This window comes from Ruegeria sp. CDSC085 (assembly GCF_059610465.1).
On sequence record NZ_JBXWNR010000008.1, the window covers coordinates 187,275 to 209,420 of the forward strand.

Sequence of the window (22,146 nt, forward strand, 5' to 3'; positions counted from 1 at the left end):
AATAAGGCTTTTGACGTGTCAGTCTTTCTCATCCCCAAGGAAACTTGGGCTCTGCCAGTATTCCCATTGTGGGGGTCTGTGTGGGGTTCGCCAGAGAGAAAGTATGCAAGATGACCAAACTGACAGACAAGCAGATCAAGGCTGCGAAACCCGGCGACAAGAAGATCAAGCTGACAGATGGCGGTGGACTGACCCTGATCGTTCACCCCAGGGGCAGCAAGACATGGGTCTGGCGCTATAGGGTCGATGGCAAGCAGCGTGAGATGACATTGGGCTCCTACCCCTCTGTCGGCCTCAAAGATGCGCGCCAGCGCGTCGAGGCGCAGAGAAACCAGCTGGACACGAATATCACCCCCGATGTGGCTGTGATGCGCGCAGAAGTTCAGGCTCGGTCGGGCCTAACGGACACCACCTTCGCCGGGATTGCTCGCGCGTGGTTGGTTGAAGAGCGCCCGCACTGGGCAGAGAAGACTTATGTCCGTGCCCGCAACCGGATCGAAAAGGATGCTATCCCACTGCTGGGGACTGTGGAGGTCGCGGATATCACAGCAGTCGATATCAAGGCCGTTGCGCTCAAGATCGCGGATCGTGGGAGCCATGAGACTGCGCGCCGGGTCATTCGCATCCTGCGGCAGGTTCTGGGCTACGCGGAGGCCGAGGGCCTGATCTCTGTCGTGCCGGGAGCAAACGTGATCGACCGCTTCAAGCCCCAGCCCAAGAAACACCACCCCGCCATCGTTGAACCAGAGCGTCTGGCTGTTTCTGCAGGCGCTGGACGCGTGGCCTCATCAGACCTTGGGAAAGCCTTTGCTGCAGATCATTGCGCATACAGGTCAAAGGGCCGGTGAGGTGCGCAAGATGCGATGGGCGGACATCGACCTGTCAGCGAAGGTCTGGAACAACCCCGTCACCAAGACGGGCATCACCATTGCCATTCCCCTGACGGACCCAGTGATCGATATCCTGGCTGAGATGTACAAGCTCAACGGCCACCGCGAGTTCGTGTTTGCATCGGAGAACGGACCCGTGTCTGAACCCGCTACAATGAACATGATCCGCAAGATCGGTTTTGATGGAGAGACTGACGCACATGGCCTGCGCGCAACGCTGCGCACATTGGTGACCGAGCATCTCGGGTTCGACGAGAAATTGGCGGAGGCGCAGTTGAGCCACGCATCTAAAGAACTGCATGGCCGCGCATACGACCGCACATCGTTCCTCGCCCAGCGACGCGCAATGATGGAAGCCTATTCGCAGTTTCTGGTTCAGTTGCAGGAGGGCCGCGCTAACGTCATGCCGATGGTTGCGGGGGCAAAAGTATGAGCGACACGGTTGTCAAAGACTTCGACTGGTTGCGTGAGCGTCTGAACGAACGCACGAAATCTGGAGAATGGTCTCGGGCGGTCGATGCCCGGGCGGTCATCCGCGACTTACAGGCAAGGCTCGACTGACGAGCGTACCACTCAAGGCAGTTATGTTCATAATGGGAGCTACCCGGGTATTGCCGAACTCGTGTTAGACCGTGTGCCGGATGTCCGGTGGCACCTTTCTCGGGGCAGGTTGCCGTCGGCTTACGCCAATCTCTTCACACAGTGTTCGGTTATACAAAGCAAGACAAACCGGCCAGTACAGTTCGAGGTGTCTGAAAACACACGTGACTCCATTTGGACCTGGGTATGTAGCTCCAAGATGCGCGGGTGTGCCTGTCTCTTTCCAAGCCGGCTTCACAACAGGCCGCATGTATCAACACGGCAATATGCACGTCTGGTGCGTGAATGGGTTTCCGCCATAGGTCTCGAACCGAGCGGGTATGGCACGCATTCGTTGAGACGCACAAAAGCAGCGCAGATCTATCGCAAGACTAGCAATCTGCGCGCTGTGCAGCTTTTGCTTGGGCATATCAAGGTCGACAGCACGGTGCGATACCTAGGTGTTGAGCTCGAAGATGCGCTGAGCATCGCTGAGAAGATCGACATCTGAATAGTGGACGAACGGTCTTTGCTGCCGTTCGTCTTTTCAGACCGGTCCTACAGCAAGTACTTCCCGACTGACGCCTTCGAGCCCAAAGCGACCAATGCTGCAACATGGGCTAATGTCTGCTACGCAGGACCTTGGAGGTACTTCGAAATGCTCAAGGGTGCGGTGTTGTACGCAAAGGACTTAGAAAAACTGAAGGCTTTCTATCTTGCGATTGGCGGAAAGCTGACCGATGGTATCGACGGAGAATTTGTCGCCATTTCGAACGACGATACCGAACTCGTCATTTTGCAAGCTCCTCAGAAGATCGCAGCGCAAATCGCGATAGAAGACCCGCCAGTGGTTCGTTCTGCCACGCCACTTAAGCCAATAGTCTGCATCACTTCGATTGCTGATGTTCTTGAGAAGCTTCCAAGGGTTGGAGGCAAGCCGGTCCCAGGCTCAAAGCAATGGAAATTCCGACAGTATTTTGTTCAAGACATCGTTGATGCCGAGGGAAATGTCGTTCAGCTCTGGCAACCCGAACAGCGCTAAAGGCTGCCTTTCAAGCAGGCTTGGCTGACAGCAGCTTTATCTTTTGCGACGAATTCCGCGAGGGTTGCAGCGAATGACTGCAATGAGCCCTTTTACCGGATGCTGCATGGTTAATAGGCATCTGCTTTCGACTCTTACGAGCCCTGCCGAGTCACTGCTGACGGCGCTTACCTACTTCTGGTACGGCAAATTCCACCAAAACCCGAACAGAGGTCTGCCACGCATCGGGATCATTGTAGTTCCCTGCGAAGGTCGAAACGACAAAGCCCGCGTTTGGTTGTATGGTAAGGCGCTGACCACCATTGCCGACAGCAATAAGAATTGGATCGCCGTTCGGGCCCTCAGTCAGATACCACAAGTACCCATAGTCCAATCCTGGCTGGATCGATGTGACTGCACGAAACGACGAATCCAACCAGGTTGCAGGTACGACTGCGCGACCATCGTAGACGCCGTTTTGGGCAATCAACACTCCAATTTTGGCAAGATCTCGGGCGGTCAATCTCAAGCCGGAAGCTGCAGATGGTACGCCGTCATTGCCACGCACCCACTCATAATTCTCAATACCAAGGGGCTCAAACAAACGGGTCTGGGCGAATAGGTCGATGTCTTGTCCAGTACCATCGGCAATCAGCTTTGCTATCAATGCAACAGCACCACCGTTATATGTCCAAATTGTTCCTGGCTCAGCCACCATTGGACGGTCTAGGACAAAGCGATAGCGGTCTTCGGCCAGTTCCATTGCGATTTCGCTGTTGCGTGGATCGATGTATGGCAGGCTTTCATCCCATTGTGTTCCCATCTGCAATGTGAGCGCGTCCGCCACGGTGATGTCTTCTCGTCCTGACCCGTCGCGTAAATCTGTGTATTCTGGGAACTGGTCCAACAAAGACGCGTCGACAGGTGGCACAGCACCTTCTGACAACGCGATTCCGTACAGCAAACCGACGACAGACTTCGTAACAGAGCGAAGATCGTGCAAGGTCTGGGGTCCATGATCGACGAGACCAATTGGCGTACCCCATCGCTCGTCTTCGCCAGGGAAGTAGGCTTCGGCAATTCTGTCGCTATCCAGCACTACAACCGCACCGTGGAGGCCGACTATCTCATTTGCGTCGACTGCAGCTTTAAGCCGTTCCTGCATGTCTTGAGCCCAACCCACTGAGGAACCGAAACACAATACTAAAGGCAGCGCGAGGACAAATGCGAGCTTCTCTCGATGGGCCATAAGTTATCCTCTTTGGTTTTGTTCTTGCCGACAAATTAGCTTGCACTTCGCTTTCGTGGAAGCGGACATTGGTATCGACAGATTGGATGGCAGCAAAGTCCGCAAAGTAGACGTTCAAGCAAGTTGTAGCGAATGACCGGTTCGAGCCCAAAGCGGAAGTTCACTCGCCTAAGGCGAAAAGAGTGGTTTTGGACGCTTTTGCATTAGCCTGATCCCAAGTAGCAGAGATAAGCATCCTAAAGCCAATCCCATTGCGAGGGCATTGATGGCGAACAGACCGCCAAACAGGGATGCCGCTGTTCTTCCCGCCTGTTCGATAGACGTGTCTGCTACGACTGATACCCAGTCTTGTAGGTATTGTGCGAACAGGACCGCAATCCCTACGGGCGAAATGATTAGCGCCGCGCCGAGAGAGGTCAATCCTCGGCCGAAGACGGCCCGAAGTGTTGACCCTTTCAGTACTATTGCGGCCGTGGAAGAAAAAACGACAAGCGCAGAGAGCAGGGCGAGTAACATCTCCACAATAGGGGACAGGTCTTTCGTGACAGTTCCTGTAAGGGCCGAGGTGAAGGGCAACAGAACGAAGGTCGCGAGCCCTGCAGCAAGGAGCCCAGTTAGCAACTTTGGCAATATGCCAGACGAGCGGCTAGCGCCACATTTCTTTTGCTTAGGTGGAGTGGGCAAAGCCGAATCGGTCTGATCCCACTGCAACGACATTGATTCTGGACGAGAGAACATCACAGCCCCTTTGAATTGTTAAATATGAAACGACCCAGCAAGCCGCGTGTTATTGGGAATCTGGTAAGCTGGAACGGAGTATCTTTCGGCGCTTGGACTAATGTTTGCGCGAACTGCACATACCGAGGCGCAAGCATTGGTATCCTTGCTATTTCAAGTGATGAACAACCTGATTACGTAAGCGACAGTGGCTAAGCACAAGACGCTGCCGAACCAGATTGCGCTGAACCAGAAAACTTGCTTTAGCAGTTTCAATGGAAGCTCTCCTCTGGATCGATCTTTCCGCGGAAAACCCAGTAGGTGTAGGCGGTGTAGGCCAGGATCACAGGCAGCAGAATGACGGCTCCGACCAGAGCAAAGGCCAAACTGCTGCCCGGCGCTGCGGCTTCGGCAATCGTGAGGCTTGGGGGTAGCATATAGGGGTAGAAACTGATCCCGATGCCAATGAAGCACGAGACGAACAAGGCAATGGCGCAGAAGAAAGGCTGATAGTCGCGCTGTGTCTTCAGGCCGCGATGAAGCATCCAAGCAATGAGAGCAACAACAGCCGGCACACACACAGAGAAAACGACACCGGGCCACGAAAACCATCTGATCAGATAGATCGGATCCTGGAACGGGGTCAAAAGACTGACGAGGCCAATCAACCCGAGCGTTATGAGCATCAGTGGACGTGCATAGGAACGCATCTGGTGCTGTATTCCACCCGTTGTTTTCATATTGAGCCAGGTCGCGCCCAGCAAGGCATACCCGATCACCAAAGCCACACCCGTTAGGACTGAGAACGGCGTCAGCCAATCCCACTGTGCACCTGCGTACAGCCGATCTTCGACCGGGATGCCCTGGACCAGCGCGCCAAGCGTGATACCTTGGCAGAAGGCAGCCACGGTTGAACCACCGTGAAACGCTATATCCCAAAGCCAGCGCCCGCGTACCGTTCGCCATCGGTATTCGAAGGCAACACCGCGAAAGACAAGCGCAAGAAGCATGATGATGACGGGAATATAGATCGCAGGCATCACCACAGAATAGGCCAGCGGGAAAACAGCGAACAAACCTCCGCCCCCCATGACCAGCCAGGTCTCGTTCCCGTCCCATACAGGCGTGACCGAGTTCATCATGACATCGCGATCTTTGTCGGTTTTCGCGAATGGAAAGAGGATTCCAATTCCAAGATCGAAACCGTCCAGGATCACATAAGTCAGAACGGCAAAGGCAATGATGCTTGCCCAGATTGTCGAGAGTTCAAGCATTATGCTACTTCCGCCAAGTTAGAGATTCCAATGGGATTGCGACTTTGCTGGAAATCTTCGACAGGCGGTTTTCCCATGAAACGCAGCATGTAGAACGTTCCCGCTCCGAATACCGCGAAATACACGACGATGAAGGCAATCAGAGACGCCGCAACTGCAGGCGCACCCACTTGGGAAAGGGAGTCCGATGTCCGCATCAGCCCGTACACCGTGTAAGGTTGGCGCCCCACTTCGGTGGTGATCCAACCGGCCAGCACCGCCACAAATCCGCTGGGCGCCAAAAGGACCGATGCCCGGTGCAACCAGCGATCTTCGTTGAGGCGGCCCCGAACACGCTGAACAAGCGACCACAAACCGACGCCCAGCATTGTAAAGCCGATTGAGAGCATGATGCGGAAGCTGTAGAAAACAATCGCGACCGGGGGTTCTTCGTCGTCGGGGATAGTGTCCAGCCCGTCAAGCGGTGCGTTGGGGTCATGCTTCAGGATCAGCGAGGATAGTTTCGGGATTTCGATGGCATAGTCCACGAGCTTTTCATCTTCGTTTGGAATGCCGAACAGGATTAACGGTGCACCTTCGGGGTGGCTGTCAAAGTGACCTTCCATCGCCATCACTTTCTGCGGTTGATGCTCCAGCGTGTTCAAACCATGAAGGTCGCCCGCGACGATCTGCAGAGGGGTGACCAGAACGGCCATCCACATTGCCATCGAGAACATTCGGGTGACCTCAGCCGTGCGATTGCGGCGTAACAAGTGCCAGGCCGCAACCCCGGCCACCACGAAAGCAGTGGTGAGGTAAGCGGCAAGAACCATGTGTGTCAGGCGGTAGGGGAAGGACGGATTGAAGACAATCGACCACCAGTCAACGGGAATAAACTGCCCCAGTTCGTTGATGTCGAACCCAGCCGGGGTTTGCATCCAAGAATTGACCGAAAGAATCCACGTGGCCGATATCAGCGTGCCAAGGGCAACCATCGCCGTGGCCATCATGTGCAAGCCGGGACCCACGCGTTCGCGACCGAAAAGCATGATGCCTAGGAAGCCTGCCTCAAGGAAGAAGGCCGTCATCACCTCGTAGGCCATCAAGGGCCCGATCACAGGCCCGGCGGTATCCGAGAATGTGCTCCAATTCGTGCCAAATTGGTAAGACATCACGATGCCGGACACGACACCCATCGCGAAGCCGACAGCGAATATCTTTTTCCAATAGTTGAAGAGATTGAGGTAAGCCTTGTCCTTGCACCAAAGCCAAAGGCCATTGAGGACGGCCAGGAAGCTTGCCAGGCCGATGGAAAAGGCCGGGAAGATGATGTGGAACGACACAGTAAAGGCAAACTGGATGCGTGCCAGGGTCTCTGCGTCAAAGTTTGCTAGTAGGTTCATTGCCGTTTCCTTTGGCGTCGGATTACAAAGAGCGGCAGTCGCCAGGGTTGCTTCGGTTGCCAGCTCGTCGATGTTATTCAGATGAGCAGGATTTGGGGCGGAGGGCGTTTCAGTTCGTTTGGGTTCTGGACGGTTGTTTTTGGATTTTGGACAAAACCCAAGTCGAGAAGGGCAAGAAAGGAAGCGGAATTTGAAACGCGGAGTCAGGGCACGGCTGGTGTTCAAGCGCCCCAAACAAAGTTGCCACCCGGCTCGTTTGTGAGCCGGATGGCAACCTATCAGAAACTGTGCGAGTTCTGTGCGGGATGGTCAGTCAAACTGCGTCTGGATGCTAGCAGGCAGGCTGACCGGTCAAGTTTATTCGGCTGTGTTTCTCCTATTTCTGTTTCGTTGGCGTTCGAGCTTTAGTCGTTCCAGTCTTTATGCTCTTCTTTGAAGTCGTCGCGACGCTCTTGAGCTTCGTCCTGCGCGTCTTCGAAATTGTCCTTCTGGATCGCACCGCCCACGGCACCAACCGCAGCGCCGGCGGCCGCGCCACCTACGATGCTTTCGCCAGCGATACCGGCGACAGTGGCACCGACAACCGCTCCTTTGATCGCTTTGTCGGTGACGTAGTCAGCATGGGCTGTAGCAGCCATGGTGATCAGAAGTGCGCCTGAGATCGGGGCGATAAAGAATTTCTTCGAGGTTTTCATAGGGTTCATCCTTGTTCTGGGTCAGCAACCACCGCGGCTGCTGTGTGCCATTGAACTAGGTGACCCCATGGCCTGCTTTCTTTTGGGGACAGGACAAGGTTTTGTGGATCTTGGACATCTTACGGCCCCGCGCGCTGCAGCGGTCAGTAGACTTAGCGGCCAGCTTTACGAAACCTGGCTGGCGTTTCACCTGTCCATCGCTTGAATGCCACTGAAAAAGCCGCCTGATCCGCAAATCCAAGCATGAAGGCAACGCGGGCAACACCCTCACCACTACGAAGCATCCGTTTGGACAGGTCGCACAACACCCCCTCTAAAAGTGCTTTAAAGCTTGTTCCTTCGGCCGAAAGGTGCCGGGTCATAGTGCGCCGCGTCAGTCCAAGCTCTTCGGCTATATCGTCGCCGTTTGGTATCGGTCCGGGAAGACGCTCCCCGAGCATGTCCACAATGCGGTCGGACAGACTACGGACTGCACCAGGCTGCGCCTTCAGTTGTTCTTCCCCGTGCCTACGTAAATGCCCCAATAAGGTGGGGTCTGCCGTTGGTATCCGAAAGCTCATGCCGTTTGGGGGCAAAGCCAAGGCGTATCCGGACTTGAAGCCTAAGACTTCACATCCGGCCAATTCGGCCAGCAGCCGGCAGTGCTCGGCATCGTCCGTTTCCAACTCGATAGAGATTGCTGCAAGCCCGCCAGAGGTGATTTGTTGAACTCGCTTATAAAGACCGAATATCAGCATTTCACGGTGGCGAGGATATTGATGCGCCGGGATAACGCTGCTCTCCAGAGTTATCTTTGGCTCGTCGGGCACCCCGACCACGTCAAGACGCAAGTCAGGGTCTTGCATTGCATAAAAGCGCTGCGTCAATACCAGCGCGTCTTCCACCGTTTGGGCTGCCCGCACGATGTAGGCCAAAAGTGTTCCGGGACCTTGTGCCGAAAGCCCGACCCGTGCGGCGAAGGTCTTGTCTTCCAAAATGTGACACGCGGTTTCCACAGCGCCTGCTTCATGTAGCAGCTCGACAGTGGCGTCGGGGCTGTCGACGATATCAGAGGGTGCCCCCGCCATTTCCAGGACTTCAGGAAACGGAACCCGCGCGCCGGGCTCTTGCGAATAACGCAGCCCTACATTTTGCAGTCTATAAGCGCTGATGCGTGGCACTTTTGCGTCCTCCCCTGACTCGCACGCAACCCCCTGCAGTCACTGCAATTGTCCAGAAGCCAATAACAAATGTCCAGAACCCTCAGGATCGCGGATGCGATGACGGTTAGGTCCGGGTCATCAGAAAGGAAACGACCATGATCTACTTCGCAAGGTACTACCGCGTACTGAAGGCAATCCAAAACTCCGCCAAACAAGAGTGGTCCGGGGGGAACATCCACGGTCTGCACTCATTGGCGCTTGGCGAGGAAACACCGAACGGGCGTCGTTGGGATCCACCCTACGCCCCGCAGGAAAAGCCATCAGAACCCGCACAACAACCCACCGAGAACTGACGTTCTCAAGACACCGAAAATCTTCACGCACCGCGTGACTGCGTAAATCAAGGACCTGAAACATGAAACCACCCGCGTTCCTGATGGCGCCTGTGCTTGGCATCATCTCAACTCCGGCCTTCGCCGCTGGCGGCGACCCCAGATGGTGGGTCGCGCCCAATCAGACCGACACCTATGCTTGGGTCGGCCTGATTGTCCTCTTCCTTGCGATCCTACTGGTCGTACACCTCTATGCCCGCTTTGAACGCTATACCGAGCGCAAATCAATCGGCACTCCGCTGCGCACAACTATTCCGGTGATGCTTACCATAGCCTTGGCGTACGAATTGATGCCCGCGCTCAGCCACTTCAGCATTCTGCTGCCAGGCGCGCTGATCCTGACTGCAATCGCCCGCGACTTCATGTTGTGGTGGCGGCCTTCAAAAGAGGAGCTGGTAAAATGATTGAACTGCTCGTCACATCTTTTCCGTTTGTCCTGCGGGTGATCTACCTAAAATGGCGCGGGATTCCAGTCACCCTATACAACGTTCACCGAGCGCTCTTCATGTGGTTCGTACTAGCGCTGATCGTCTTCTTTGCCGTGTTCTACTACTACCCAAAATCTTACACAGGTCTTGTGCCATTCAGAACTGTTCCGGTCGTTGCTGAGAACGGTGGAACAGTAACAGATATCTACGTAAAGGGCGGTGATCGTGTAGAACCGGGCGATCCGCTGTTTGCAGTCGAGAATGCGTCGGAACAAGCTGCAGTAGATTTTGCAACCCGTAAAGTTGAGGAGATAGAAAGCGCGAAACTGGCAGCTGAATTGCAGGTCCAAACTGCTCAGGCCGTGGTGGATGCCGCAGTTACAGCAAGAGAACAGGCTGAGCTGGTGCTGATGGATCACGAGGCACTTCAAGCAAAGGGCTCTGCAGCATTTCAAGTGAGCCAGTTGGAACGCGCCCAGGCAACCTTGAGTACAAGAGAGGCAGAGGTTGAGGCTGCTGAAACGCAACTTGGTGTGGCACAAGTTCAGGCAACGGCTGTTCTGCCCGCCCAACTTGCATCAGCGCGTGCATCGTTGAAGCAGGCACAAGTGGAGCTGTCAAAAACTCTGACTCTCAGCTCAGTCGACGGTGTAGTTGAACAAGTCACCCTGAACGTTGGTTCGCGCGCAGCGCAAGCCGCAATGAGCCCAGCCATGCTGATTGTACCGGATCGGAAAGATGCAGAGAAAGGACGTATCGTTGCTGGTTTCTCGCAGGTTTCTCGCACCGAACTGTACGAGGGAATGGCCGCAGAGGTGGCGTGCGAAAGCAACTTCAACATCTCGATGCGGAATACTGTTCTCCCGGCAACGATCGTCCGAATTCAGGAGCAGATTTCTTCCGGTCAGCTTGCGCCCAGCGGTCGCCTGATTGAACCCAGTGAAAAGGCGAAACGGGGTCAGATCGTTGTGCATCTCGATCTGGTGCATCCAGAGCACCGCGATCTTCTGGTGCCAGGTAGCGGTTGCATCGTCCAATCCTACACCACCAATTTTGAAGGCGAAATGGAAGGAACACATGTCGCCCACGGGATTCAGGCCATGGGTATCATCAAGGCGGTTGGTCTACGGGTGAAAGCTTGGTTCGGTCTGACCTCTGGTATCGGCTTGATCGGTGGTGGACACGCCTGATTTCCCAAAGCCCCCCCTATTCAATAAACACGGCTCCCGACTAACGTTGGGAGCCGCTTCCACTACTTACGTACAGACCGCACGCCAAAAAAGCGAGTTCTGCCACGGCTTTCTGCTTCACGGCGAACGATCAATAGGTTCGCTCAGGCAGTTTTTGCAGGAAAAAGACGACCACATACAGTAGTCCGGAATGTCAGCTTTGTCCGCAATGCGGACATTGGGAGGAATTCACCCAACGTCAGCTTCGAGCCGAAAGGATCCAATGCTGCGCGATTAACGAAGGTCAGCTTGACGAGGCAAAGCGCCAAACGTTTGCCAGTCGAATATTGAACATAGGCGCGCAGCTATACTCATGCTATTTTTAGGGAGGATTTGTAGGACGGGAAGCTGTTGGACCGCCAGCACTCAAAAGAGATTGACCGTGTCTTAAGCGGGTTCGATACAGGGCGAGACCGACTTGTCGCGGATAGCTGGCAGCGCTGTGTTGAAACCTACGGAATGGATCCCTCAAGACAGGAACCAGCGCACATCCTCCCGGACACCAAATTCCGTGAACATCTGGAACAATCCGAACGTCTGATCGCAACGGCGCGTTCGGGGCTGCAATCCCTGTTTGCGCAGGTGGCAGGGCAGAACTACGTCCTGCTGCTTGCGGATGCAGATGGCGTCTGCGTTGATTACTTTGGCGACCGGAACTTCGAGGACGAGCTCAGAACTGCGGGTCTCCATCTGGGATTCAAGTGGACGGAAGAGTTGGCAGGAACGAACGGGGTGGGGTCGTGTATCGTTACAGGTCAGCCGGTTACGATTCATCAGGGCGATCATTTTTCAATCACGCATACGCCGCTGTCTTGTACGGCAGCACCTATTTTTGACACCAAAGGTGGACTTGCGGCTGTTCTGGATGTTTCATTGTTGCGTGGACCCTCGCCTAAGGCATCGCAGAATCTGGCCATGACATTGGTGACCAATTCCGCCCGTCGCGTTGAGATGGCAAACCTGATGGCATCGACCCGGCGCGATTGGGTCCTGCGCTTTTCTGCCAGCCCCGAATTTCTTGAGGTCGATCCTGAAGCGGCGGTTGCAGTGGACGGAGGCGGCAAGATCATCGGTATGACTTCGGGGGCCCGATGTGCACTGGACCCGGACGGTTCGGGCCACCTGATCGGGTCGCAATTGCAGGACTGGCTTGAAATCAGTGTTGATGACATGCCCGAATTCATGCGCGGCAGACCGTCCGAAGACCGCGTTCTACACCTCAAGGATGGGCGCGCGCTCTATGGTCATGCCGTTGCGCCTCAGACGCCGCAGATGACGGCAGCCCTGCGCAAACGCGAACAGGTTCTGCCTGGTGCCCTTGGCAGCTTTGCGGGGCCGGATGTGGGCCTTCAGCAACTTTTGAACAAGGCTGCCCGTCTTGCGCCGACAAATCTGCCGCTTTTACTGACCGGTGAAAGCGGGACAGGCAAAACCAAGCTGGCGCGCGCGATACATATGGCCGATCCCGCGACACGGGATTTCCACACCGTGATCTGCTGCGACACTCCGACATTCAGCTTCTGCCATGCTATCGAACCTGGCACACTGTTCCTGCGCGGCGTTGAAGACCTGAGCGAGCCTGCGCAGGCCTCTCTTTTGGCAGTGCTTGAGCGGCGCGCTGATCTGAGGATCATCGCCTCCTGCCGGCAGCCCCCGGCAGGATTGCAGGGCGGTCTGCGTGAAGATCTGCTTCACCGGATTGCGGGGGCCACATTGTCTCTGCCGCCTTTGCGCCACCGGGCGGATTTGGATTGGCTAATTGATCGTCTGCTCCGACGGTTTGCCAGCCATGATATTCGCCTGTCGACCGCTGCCCGCGCCGATTTGAAATCACGGTTGTGGCGCGGAAATATTCGTGAACTGGAACATCTACTGCAAAGTTCGGTCGCCCTGTGTGGGGACAACATCATCGACTTAACGGATTTGCCCGCCCCGGCGCTCGCCCCTACGCAAAAGCAGGAATCAGATGATCTGGAAACACTTTTGCGTGCTTGCGATTGGAACATGTCCCAACTGGCAAGGCGCCTTGGTGTGAACCGATCGACGATCCTGCGCCGTATGCGAAAAGCCGGGCTTAAACCGCCCGCTTAAACGAACACGTACCCGTGTTGCGCCCTTGTTGCGCGCGCAACAAGCTATGGCGTTTTTGGACCGCACCAAGTGTTGATTCACCAAATCCGCTTGCCCGAAGGGTCACGGATTTGCCAGCCTTCTGCTCCGTGGAGATAGGGAGGATCACATGCTCGACACAACACTCTCGGATCAGGTGCAGGGGTTTCTGGATGACTTCGGTGCGGCTTTATCCAAAGGCGATATCAGTGCCGCGTGCGATATGTTCCAAGACGATTGCTATTGGCGCGATCTGGTCAGCTTTACCTGGAATATCAAAACGGTCGAAGGCAAGGCGCAGGTGGCAGATATGCTTTCGCATCAGCTGGTCACAACCAAACCGAGCGGTTGGAAAGTATCCGAAGGTGAGGTGCCCACCGAAGACGGCGGAATAACCACCTCATGGATCGAGTTCGAAACCGGATTGGCACGCGGCTACGGGTTGCTGCGCCTCAAGGATGGCAAGATATGGACCTTGCTGACCACGATGGTCGAGCTGAAAGGTCATGAAGAGCCCAAAGGGTTCAACCGCCCACTTGGGGCCAAGCATGGTGCGGGCAAACACAGGTCCACATGGGCCGAAGAACGGGCGCAGGAAGAGGCTGAACTGGGCTACAAAACACAGCCCTACTGCGTCATCATCGGCGGTGGTCAAGGTGGGATCGCCATGGGTGCGCGGCTGCGTCAGCTGGGTGTTCCGACGATCATCGTTGAACGGAATGACCGGCCCGGCGACAGTTGGCGCAATCGCTACAAATCCCTCTGCCTGCATGACCCGGTCTGGTACGACCATCTGCCCTATATCAAGTTCCCGGAAAACTGGCCCGTGTTCTCGCCCAAGGACAAGATCGGTGACTGGCTTGAGATGTACACCAAGGTGATGGAGCTGAACTATTGGACGCGCACGACGGCCAAATCCGCCACGTTCAATGAAGACAAGGGCGAATGGACCATCACTTTGGACCGGGACGGCGAAGAAGTTGTGCTGCGGCCCAAACATCTGATCATGGCGACGGGGATGTCCGGCAAGAAACGCATGCCTGATTTTCCGGGTATGGATGTTTTCAAAGGCGAACAGGTGCATTCGTCGGAACATGAAGGTCCCGACAAATGGGCCGGTAAGAAGGTCGTTGTGGTGGGGTCCAACAACTCGGCCCACGATATCTGCGCGGCGCTTTGGGAAAACGATGCTGACGTGACAATGGTGCAGCGGTCCTCAACCCATATTGTCCGCTCGGACACCCTCATGGAAATCGGACTGGGCGATCTCTATTCTGAACGTGCGGTGCAGTCAGGCATGACGACCGAAAAAGCCGATCTGATTTTTGCGTCGCTGCCCTATCGCATTCTGCACGAATTCCAGATTCCGGCTTATGCCGCGATGAAAGAGCAGGACAAAGAGTTTTATGACGGCCTTGAAAAGGCCGGATTCTGGCTGGATTGGGGCGATGATGACAGCGGCCTGTTCATGAAATACCTGCGTCGCGGATCGGGCTATTACATCGATATCGGGGCCAGCCAGTTGATCATTGATGGCGAGATCAAACTGAAACGCGGTCAGGTCACTGCGCTTGATGAAACCGGAGTTATCCTTGATGACGGAACGCATCTGGATGCCGATCTGGTGGTCTATGCGACCGGGTATAATTCGATGAACGGCTGGGTCGCGGACCTGATGGGCCAGGATATGGCAGATCGCCTTGGAAAATGTTGGGGTCTAGGCTCTGACACAACCAAGGACCCGGGGCCTTGGGAAGGCGAGCAACGCAATATGTGGAAGCCGACACAGGTTCCAAACCTTTGGATGCATGGTGGAAACCTGCATCAGTCCCGGCATTATTCACAGTTCCTGTCGCTTCAAATAAAGGCCCGGATGGAGGGTATCCCGACGCCGGTCTACGGCTTTCAAGAAGTGCATCACCTCAGTTAAAGCATGCGCTACAATCAATAAGCGGACTTTCATTTTTTTCGATTGAAAGTCCGCTTTGTCCGCATGTGAGACATAGAACAGAAGCGCAGCGAACGGCCGGATTGAGTTTTGGCCATTTTCACGATTTGAATGTCCGGTTTCGGGAAGTCGTGCTGCACCGCCGCGGGAATTGCCGTGGCACGGTCGACCAATCAAGGTGATTTTCTCCGCGCTAACTTAGTCCCGCAACTCGGACCTTGCTCGCATTAGGATTAAGGTCCGGTTACATCGGTAAGCCGACCTTCACGGACTTAACCGCAGATCATCGACCATTAACGGCCGCTTTCGTCAGCAGCGGACGTTCGTCAAAATTCGGCGGAGGTCCGCAACGCGGACGAAAACTGACTTTCGCCGCGTTTGCAGCCTTGGCATCAATCTGCGCCCGGTTTGTTGCAAAGTGAACTTTGCGACAAAGGAAACTTCCTTGACTCTATGTCTGGTAGGAACCACAAGAATGCATTGGTGAAATTTATTCGTCGTCGCGATGCTGCCGACTTCGATGATCCAATGGCCTTCATGATATCTGTAGCATGTGCCCCAGCTTAGGACGGGTTCCGCTAGGGTGTTCGGAACGAGCTCGTTACCCGCAAACGTTCGCAATTGTTTCCTGATACTCGTCAGACGACGAACGACACATGAAAGAAGGCGATACATGAATAATATATGGCTCATCAACTGCGTTCCTGATGCCCGATAGGTCCGGCCACAGACACCGCATTAACCTGACTTCAATCAAACGTATGCGCGATGCTTCGTGTTTGATCCTGACATTGTTCGTGTTGCTTTCTGGAACGCAGCTTTCGGCTCAACTAGCGGCTGCGAACTCCCAAGTGGCTGGCAATGCAGACGGATTGGTTTGTGACCAAGGTTACGAATTCAGGGACGGATCGTGCCAGAGTGACAACGTACCTGAAAACGCATATTTGACAGGCAGTTCCTATGGTCGAGGCTGGGAATGCAATCATGGATTCCGGCGTATCGGGGATATTTGTGAGAAAATAGCAGTTCCTGAAAATGCCTTCCTCGCTTCAACAGGAGATCGGTGGACCTGCAATCGATTGTTTCGACGAATTGGTGAAGAGTGTGAGGAAGTGATTGCACCGGAAAATGGGTTCGTTGATACCCGATTTGGTGTGCAAGAAGCACATTGCAATTGGGGATTTCGCAAAGAAGGCCGAAACTGTGTTGCTATCGAAGTCCCTCTGAATGGTCGCCTAACCGATAAGCGCGGTGCAGATGGTTGGGTCTGCCTGAGAGGGTTCAAATCTACGGAAAGTGGCTGTGAACCTGTGGCCGTTCCTGATCACGCATACCTCACATCAGATACCTATGCTGGATGGAAATGCGAGCGTGGATTCCGTACAGCCCAAGACAAATGCACAGCAAACATCGTTCCAACAAACGCTCATTTGAACCGAAGAGGTGATGGATGGGAATGTAATCAACCCTTCAATCGCCAGAACGATACATGCGCTGAAAATTTGCCGCGAAATTAGACTGTTGTAAGTCATCGCCGCCACGTAAGAGCCGGAAGGATCAAACTGTGACTCTAGACTCGATTGACGAAAATCTGGGCAAAAAGCTCAAAGCCGAAAAGGTTCGCCGCCAAGCTTACGGACTCAAATTGTTTATCGCGTCGGTGGTGCTCGTTGCAGCGGCGGTTGTGGTGGTGTTTCTCTGATGCGCAATAGAGCCCCGCAAGTCAGTCTTCAGAACGCAAAGACATCAGTTTTAGGTAGGGAACAGCGAGAATTTCAGGACCGCAGTGTTCGAAAATCGCGAATTGCTGACGTATCTGGGGTTATTGAAGAAGAGTTCGGAAAGTACTTGATAAAAGCGGGTATTCTGAGCGGCAACAGCGTTGCACGGGCATTCCCCAAGCCACCTGCCAAGACACAAACCATGATTGCCGACGCTGTTGGTGAAACTCCGGCAATGGCTATCGAGGCGTTGAAGGAAATTCTTGACGAACGCGATAAGAAACGCCGCGATCAACACCGTTTGGAAGGAAAGTCTGGCACTTTTGTTCCCAGCGAAAGAGAATACACAGAAGCCTTGCGTCAAGTCAGGTTTACACCAGCGCAGATTACTATGCTGAGAGCACTTTCAATCGCAGGAAAGGAAGGCCTGACTATTGGTCAACTATCTCAGGCAGCCGGTTATAAATCGCGCGAGACATCCATCAAGGTCTTCAAAAAAGCAGGGCTATTGATCGCGGAATATCTGGAACTCGATCTTCCCGAAACCGGATCGGGACAGAATGGTAGTGCTGCACAGATCGTGGCCTTCTCTCATGTCGAAAGTGACGATAAACCGGCGACTTGGATCATGCATCAGGAACTGCGCAGCTCAGTTCGTTCGGTACTTTGATGTACGAACCAGCGCGCGCTTTTAAAGGGAAACCCAAACCGGACCAAATGCACGGAAGGTTGCACAGGTAGCTTATGCTGGAGAAAAGACCGTACCCGCTCGAATTGATCTACGTACCTGCAAAACGTGCAAAAACACTTGATCAGAATAAAGTTCTGACGCTTGCCGAAGATATATTGCAGAACGGCCAGACGACCCCGATCCAATTACGCGCCGACAATAAGAGATTCGTGCTGATCGAGGGACTGCACCGATTGGAGGCCATTCGCGCCCTCGGCGGTGACACAATTGAAGCCTACCTGGTACGTGCCAGACTACACTGACATTTCCTTTGAACCGGCAGCTTAACGACCAACCGGTCGTGTGCGGTTGCAGCAATCAAATGACCCGGGAACGGCAACTCAGGGCTCGATGCGGACGTTGGTCGAAATATCGCGAATGACCGCAACGCGGACAAAGCTGCCGTTCGCCGCTGCGCGGCGCTGGGACGTAGCCTGAATATCTGGTTCGCGGACAACGTGGCCGTTGGTTATATAAACAAAACGGCCATTCTTGGGTTTAGAGTACGCGGATTTCGAAAAGCGGGCAGGATTACGTGTCTTCTCTTCCGTAAGCACAATATCTCAATTGGCACCCTTATTGGATGCTGAGGAGGCCGCTACCAATCGAATTTCCATCATATCTTTAGGTCTAGGCGCGGCTTCCAAAACGGGCGGAAGAGTTCAATCTTGGGGCATCGGTTCATCACGACTTTAAGGCCCGCCGCTTCGGCGAGTTGCGCTGCTTTGTCGTCGTACACACCGATTTGACCCCAAAGAACTTTTGCCCCGATTGCGATAGCCTTCTCGGCAAAGGCATAAAACTCTTCCTTCGGGCGAAAAACATCCACCATATCAACATGTTTGTCGATCTCCTCCAGCGAGTGGTAGACCTTTAGCCCTCTAATTTCCGAAACATTCGGGTTAGGATTCACCGGTAGAATATCATAGCCGATTTCACTCAGCTGTCGCAGAACGCCATAGCTGAATTTCGTTTTGTCCGCGCTAGCCCCCACCATTGCAATGGTTTTAACCGACTGCAGGATGTCGGCGAGGTATTTGGGGTCGTAATCGAAGATGCGGTCGATATCTGCTTCGGGCATCTGTTAACCTTCCTTCGGCGTCGCAATGTCAGCCTTGAGTTCGTGGGGTTTGAGTGGGTCGAGAAACGGATTGCGGTACAGCTTGTCATGGCTCTCGACCCCGATCTCAAGCGTGATGTCGGATGTCGGACGTGCCACGCAAAGGATCACATAGCCGTTCGCGATTTGCCGATTATTCAGCGCAACCTGTCGGCGTTGATCGATCGCGCCAGCCTGTAGTTTTGCTGCGCAGGTAATGCAGCCACCATACTTGCACCCAAAAGGCAAGTCGACGCCCTGTTCTCTCAGCGTTTCAAGAAGTGGACGCCGCGCATCCACACAGTATTGCGCGCCATCTCTGTTCGCGATCGTCACGGTATACATAGTCATAGCCAGATGTCGCTTGTGCAATCACCGCCCGGATACCGGCTCTCGTGACAGCGCGATGGACCATTCGGTTCTTTGCCAAAGTCCACAATGAAATCCTCGTTGATCTTCATACCACCGTTTTCAGGGTCGCAATCGATCATCACCATAACCCCGCCCTTTTCGCGGATCTCGGGATAGAACTGGTTATCCCAAGTCGAGAACAGCGAGGTCGTGACATAAAGCCTTCGTCCGTCAAGAGAGAGCTGGAACATTTGCGGACCACCCGCGACCTCGACCCCGTTAACGATCGGAGCTTGACCCAAAAGCCCCCCCATAAACACTTGGCCGGTCAGCTTGGGATTATGCGGGTCGGTGATGTCATACTGGCGCATATCTCCATGCAGCCAATTGTTCAGGTACAAGTAGTTGTCGTCCATCGAAATAAGGATCGCCGACATAACCCCCGGCAATGGAATCGGCCATTCAGGGTGCATCTCGTTTTCCACGTCGATGATCTTTTCCCACCGCCACTTTTTAGCGTCGTCTTGCCACCAATGGATCACATTGGTCGAAAGAGCTGCGCCACAGAACCCATGTGTGCTGTCGGGGTCATGGTGGAACTTGACTTCCAGTGGCAACAGCCCGTCTTCACCCAAATAGAAGCTTTCGACCGGTTCGCGCTTTTCGAAATCCCAAAAATGCAGCTCCCGCCCATATTTCAGATGACCCACTTCTTCCAGATCGAAGCCCGGCATGAAGGTATTGGGCGCAGCCCATTCGGAACTGACCATCACGTTGTGGCGCGGTTGATACCAGAAATCGTAGCCAAACTTGATATCGCCCATCGAGGTTTCCCAGCGACCAACGATGTTGAACTCTTTGTCGAGATGCAGATAGCCTCCAGGAGCTTCACCCTTGGCATTTCCAAGGAAGGAAATGATGATTTCCGAGCCCAAACAATGCACCGTATGCGGGCCCGATAAATCTGCCTTCGCCTTGATTTCGGCCCCGTCGATGACCTTATGCAACCGCGGCGCACGCGGGTCCGTGGCTGTATCAACGATGTGAAGGTTGTTAGAGCGTACGCCCGGCAGGATCAGGTATTTGCGGGACATCGAGCCGTCGTCGTGACAGGACGAACAGGCGTTCCACCCCATGTGGTGAAGCTCGTCCCCAATCCCCGGCATTTCCAGCCTATGGATTACCTGAGAATAGGTCGGGCTGTCCGGATCGACATCCACTGTAGCAAGGTAATCAGGTTTCTGGATCCCTGTCCCGGTGTAGATGGCGATCGTGTAGAGCAGCTTTTCTCGGGGGGCTTTGATGGCTTCTTGCGGACTCTTGAAGCCCGGCCCGCAGCATTGTCCATCCATCGTGTGCTCCTCCCTTGATTCCCTAAGGTGTATCGTATATCGAAAATTTAGTTATCACAAAGTGAGAAACATGCATCTCGAACGGTTAGCGCTGATTTTGGAAATCGTCGGCCAAAAAGGACGTGCGTCCGTAGCGGATATCTGTGCCCAGTCCAATATACCCAAACCAACGGCCTACAGGCTGGTTCAAGACCTGGTTTCGTCCGGCCTCCTTGAATCACCGACCCGCGGTGAGTTCACGATTGGGACCAGGCTAAAGCGTATCACGTTGAGCGATCACTCTGATCCTGCTCTTTTGCAAGTGATTGCGCCTGTCCTTTCTGGCGCCGCGAATAACTATGGCGCTGCGTTTTTCTTGTCTCGGCTACGGGGCCATTGGGTTGAGATTATTCATGTGGAGACACCGCAGACGGGCGTGTCTTTTCTTCATCCAGGCATGGGCAAACGACCCATGCACGCGTGCTCTTGCGCCAAGGCAATTGCCGCCGTGTCGCCTGAATTGCTGTCTCAAGACCGATTGGATGGGCAGCTTAAACGGTATACAGATCGCACGATTACAGACCCTGAGGAACTAGCCGCGGAACTCGATGTCATTCGAGACAAAGGGTATGCCGAATGTGTGGAAGAGCTTGAGCGCGGGATCAGCTCTGTCGCAACAACGCTGACGAAGACAGGTGTCGGCGCAACGCTTTCAATCGGCGCTACGGCGTCTCTTCGGGTGTTTACACCTTCGGCGCGAGAAAAGATTGGCCAAACACTTACCGCAATGGCACACGAACTTTCGCGCGCGCTGGGATGGGGTGAAGCAGACGAGGACAGGATACCGGCTTAGGGTCATGGACATCGCCTTGCTGCAGGTTTGCGCCATCCTTCAGGCCCGGTGTGTTTTGCGACTTTCGCCGCTTTTTGGTCACTGAGGGAGACAATATGGACGATGCAATGTTTGGCGGGTTCTTCGTGATCAACGTAAAGCCTGAGTATCGGCAGTCCTTTTTGGAGGCCAGCATCTTTCAAGCGCAAAATGCTGTCAGTGAAGAACCCGAAGTTTTCCAGTTTCAAATTATGGTGGATGAGGCAAATCCAAATCGTTTCTATTTCTACGAAGTGTTCCGGAACGAAGCTGCAGTTCAGGATTATTGGGACTCTGAAACCTTCAATAACTGGTTAAACACAGTCCGCAAGATGCTGGATGGCGAGATTGAACTTGCTGCCAGGATGCACTCGCTTTTTCCAACGCCAAAAGGTTTCGAGGCGCAAAAAGCAAGCCTGCTACTATGGTAAAATTGACCGACGTTTGAAGCTATAGCCGGTGCGAGAAAATTATGGATTTTGGTACTGGTCCGCGTTGGGCTCGGTGCAGACGTTCGCCCGAATATCGCGAGCGACCGCAATGCGGACAAAGTTGCCATAGGCTCAATGGTTGTTGAGGACCGGTCTCAGCCCAAAGCATACCTTCAAAACCGAACTTTGAAACTGTGGATATGCGAACAAAACTACCGTTCGTTTAAAGGCAATGCATGGAACTTTGTCGTATGTCCGAAACAAAGACCCCTTACCTAAGATCCCATGGTTCCCTATCTGCCTTTCAAGCCAAGCTGAGTCTGAGATGGAAGCTCGCCAAAAAAACGCCTGTAGTCACGCGCGAATTGCCCCATGTGCCAAAAGCCGTTGCGGTTGGCCACATCCACAATCCTGTAAACCGATGCGTCTTTGCACAGAAATTCGCGAACACGGTTCAGCCTTAGACGTATGTAGTACGTTTGTCTGACGTCAGCACCAATGGGACAGTTTAGGTTGATTTGATAAGAGAGGGTTTCTGGCTCATCGTAACCGCCAAG

General features: G+C 54.2%; 24 protein-coding genes and 1 pseudogene. 15 read left to right on the plus strand and 10 right to left on the minus strand.

Annotated features, from left to right (window positions below):
* Window positions 1-110 precede the first annotated feature (110 nt).
* The 5 genes and pseudogenes from AC2FJB_RS13660 (at window position 111) to AC2FJB_RS13680 (ending at window position 2,511) form a co-directional block, all read left to right on the plus strand.
* Entirely contained in the window at window positions 111-848 is a 738-nt protein-coding gene (locus AC2FJB_RS13660) for a tyrosine-type recombinase/integrase (RefSeq protein ID WP_496718699.1), read from the plus strand.
* On the plus strand, window positions 808-1,323 hold the full coding sequence (locus tag AC2FJB_RS13665; protein ID WP_496718698.1) for a tyrosine-type recombinase/integrase: 516 nt from the start codon (window positions 808-810) through the stop codon (window positions 1,321-1,323). The genes AC2FJB_RS13660 and AC2FJB_RS13665 overlap by 41 nt, the downstream gene beginning before the upstream one ends.
* Window positions 1,320-1,451, plus strand: a complete 132-nt coding sequence (locus tag AC2FJB_RS13670) for a hypothetical protein (protein WP_496718697.1) — start codon at window positions 1,320-1,322, stop codon at window positions 1,449-1,451. Before AC2FJB_RS13665 ends, AC2FJB_RS13670 begins: the two co-directional genes overlap by 4 nt.
* A gap of 145 nt (window positions 1,452-1,596) precedes the next feature.
* Window positions 1,597-1,980: pseudogene (locus AC2FJB_RS13675) on the plus strand (tyrosine-type recombinase/integrase); the annotation flags it as partial.
* Between the two features lie 18 nt (window positions 1,981-1,998).
* Window positions 1,999-2,511 (plus strand): VOC family protein, encoded by a 513-nt coding sequence (locus AC2FJB_RS13680; RefSeq protein ID WP_496818489.1) that lies wholly within the window; start codon window positions 1,999-2,001, stop codon window positions 2,509-2,511.
* Window positions 2,512-2,662: 151 nt separating this feature from the next.
* On the opposite strand, the gene AC2FJB_RS13685 is transcribed toward AC2FJB_RS13680, so the two are convergent.
* The 6 genes from AC2FJB_RS13685 to AC2FJB_RS13710 form a co-directional block, all read right to left on the minus strand.
* Window positions 2,663-3,739, minus strand: coding sequence for a serine hydrolase domain-containing protein (locus AC2FJB_RS13685; protein ID WP_496718695.1), 1,077 nt, complete (start codon window positions 3,737-3,739; stop codon window positions 2,663-2,665).
* An 891-nt stretch (window positions 3,740-4,630) separates the two neighbouring features.
* Window positions 4,631-4,732, minus strand: coding sequence for a DUF2474 family protein (locus AC2FJB_RS13690; RefSeq protein WP_496718694.1), 102 nt, complete (start codon window positions 4,730-4,732; stop codon window positions 4,631-4,633).
* Window positions 4,729-5,730, minus strand: coding sequence for a cytochrome d ubiquinol oxidase subunit II (gene cydB / locus AC2FJB_RS13695; protein ID WP_496718693.1), 1,002 nt, complete (start codon window positions 5,728-5,730; stop codon window positions 4,729-4,731). The genes AC2FJB_RS13690 and cydB overlap by 4 nt, the downstream gene beginning before the upstream one ends.
* Window positions 5,730-7,112, minus strand: coding sequence for a cytochrome ubiquinol oxidase subunit I (locus AC2FJB_RS13700; protein WP_496718692.1), 1,383 nt, complete (start codon window positions 7,110-7,112; stop codon window positions 5,730-5,732). The genes cydB and AC2FJB_RS13700 overlap by 1 nt, the downstream gene beginning before the upstream one ends.
* A gap of 404 nt (window positions 7,113-7,516) precedes the next feature.
* Entirely contained in the window at window positions 7,517-7,807 is a 291-nt protein-coding gene (locus tag AC2FJB_RS13705; RefSeq protein WP_496718691.1) for a hypothetical protein, read from the minus strand.
* 152 nt (window positions 7,808-7,959) lie between these two features.
* Window positions 7,960-8,967, minus strand: coding sequence for a helix-turn-helix domain-containing protein (locus tag AC2FJB_RS13710; protein ID WP_496718690.1), 1,008 nt, complete (start codon window positions 8,965-8,967; stop codon window positions 7,960-7,962).
* A 137-nt stretch (window positions 8,968-9,104) separates the two neighbouring features.
* Between AC2FJB_RS13710 and AC2FJB_RS13715 the strand changes: the two genes are divergently transcribed.
* The 8 genes from AC2FJB_RS13715 to AC2FJB_RS13750 all read left to right on the plus strand — a co-directional run bounded on the left by AC2FJB_RS13715 (window position 9,105) and on the right by AC2FJB_RS13750 (window position 17,769).
* On the plus strand, window positions 9,105-9,302 hold the full coding sequence (locus AC2FJB_RS13715) for a hypothetical protein (RefSeq protein ID WP_496718689.1): 198 nt from the start codon (window positions 9,105-9,107) through the stop codon (window positions 9,300-9,302).
* 62 nt (window positions 9,303-9,364) lie between these two features.
* Window positions 9,365-9,745 (plus strand): hypothetical protein, encoded by a 381-nt coding sequence (locus tag AC2FJB_RS13720; RefSeq protein ID WP_496718688.1) that lies wholly within the window; start codon window positions 9,365-9,367, stop codon window positions 9,743-9,745.
* Entirely contained in the window at window positions 9,742-10,959 is a 1,218-nt protein-coding gene (locus AC2FJB_RS13725) for an HlyD family secretion protein (RefSeq protein ID WP_496718687.1), read from the plus strand. The genes AC2FJB_RS13720 and AC2FJB_RS13725 overlap by 4 nt, the downstream gene beginning before the upstream one ends.
* Before the next feature lie 390 nt (window positions 10,960-11,349).
* Entirely contained in the window at window positions 11,350-13,089 is a 1,740-nt protein-coding gene (locus tag AC2FJB_RS13730; RefSeq protein ID WP_496718686.1) for a sigma-54-dependent Fis family transcriptional regulator, read from the plus strand.
* A 148-nt stretch (window positions 13,090-13,237) separates the two neighbouring features.
* Complete coding sequence (locus AC2FJB_RS13735; protein ID WP_496718685.1) at window positions 13,238-15,037, plus strand: NAD(P)-binding domain-containing protein; 1,800 nt, start codon at window positions 13,238-13,240, stop codon at window positions 15,035-15,037.
* Window positions 15,038-16,619: 1,582 nt separating this feature from the next.
* Complete coding sequence (locus AC2FJB_RS13740; RefSeq protein WP_299895621.1) at window positions 16,620-16,757, plus strand: hypothetical protein; 138 nt, start codon at window positions 16,620-16,622, stop codon at window positions 16,755-16,757.
* Window positions 16,757-17,446 (plus strand): hypothetical protein, encoded by a 690-nt coding sequence (locus tag AC2FJB_RS13745; protein WP_496683170.1) that lies wholly within the window; start codon window positions 16,757-16,759, stop codon window positions 17,444-17,446. Before AC2FJB_RS13740 ends, AC2FJB_RS13745 begins: the two co-directional genes overlap by 1 nt.
* A 74-nt stretch (window positions 17,447-17,520) precedes the next feature.
* Complete coding sequence (locus AC2FJB_RS13750; protein ID WP_496683172.1) at window positions 17,521-17,769, plus strand: ParB N-terminal domain-containing protein; 249 nt, start codon at window positions 17,521-17,523, stop codon at window positions 17,767-17,769.
* Window positions 17,770-18,122: 353 nt separating this feature from the next.
* Here the strand turns inward: AC2FJB_RS13750 and AC2FJB_RS13755 are convergent, their stop codons facing one another.
* From AC2FJB_RS13755 to AC2FJB_RS13765, 3 genes are read right to left on the minus strand one after another with little or no spacing between them, the layout of a single operon-like run.
* Entirely contained in the window at window positions 18,123-18,587 is a 465-nt protein-coding gene (locus AC2FJB_RS13755) for a CoA-binding protein (RefSeq protein ID WP_299895627.1), read from the minus strand.
* 3 nt (window positions 18,588-18,590) lie between these two features.
* Window positions 18,591-18,956, minus strand: coding sequence for a 2Fe-2S iron-sulfur cluster-binding protein (locus AC2FJB_RS13760; protein ID WP_170774103.1), 366 nt, complete (start codon window positions 18,954-18,956; stop codon window positions 18,591-18,593).
* Window positions 18,953-20,308: a selenium-binding family protein gene (locus AC2FJB_RS13765; RefSeq protein WP_496718682.1), complete on the minus strand. Its 1,356-nt coding sequence runs from the start codon at window positions 20,306-20,308 to the stop codon at window positions 18,953-18,955. Before AC2FJB_RS13765 ends, AC2FJB_RS13760 begins: the two co-directional genes overlap by 4 nt.
* A gap of 70 nt (window positions 20,309-20,378) precedes the next feature.
* Between AC2FJB_RS13765 and AC2FJB_RS13770 the strand changes: the two genes are divergently transcribed.
* Together AC2FJB_RS13770 and AC2FJB_RS13775 are read left to right on the plus strand one after the other, a co-directional pair.
* Complete coding sequence (locus tag AC2FJB_RS13770; protein WP_496818496.1) at window positions 20,379-21,140, plus strand: IclR family transcriptional regulator; 762 nt, start codon at window positions 20,379-20,381, stop codon at window positions 21,138-21,140.
* Between the two features lie 107 nt (window positions 21,141-21,247).
* Entirely contained in the window at window positions 21,248-21,589 is a 342-nt protein-coding gene (locus AC2FJB_RS13775) for a putative quinol monooxygenase (protein WP_496718680.1), read from the plus strand.
* A 293-nt stretch (window positions 21,590-21,882) separates the two neighbouring features.
* Here the strand turns inward: AC2FJB_RS13775 and AC2FJB_RS13780 are convergent.
* Window positions 21,883-22,146: helix-turn-helix domain-containing protein (locus AC2FJB_RS13780; protein ID WP_496718679.1), on the minus strand; the 264-nt coding region annotated here is incomplete at its 5' end.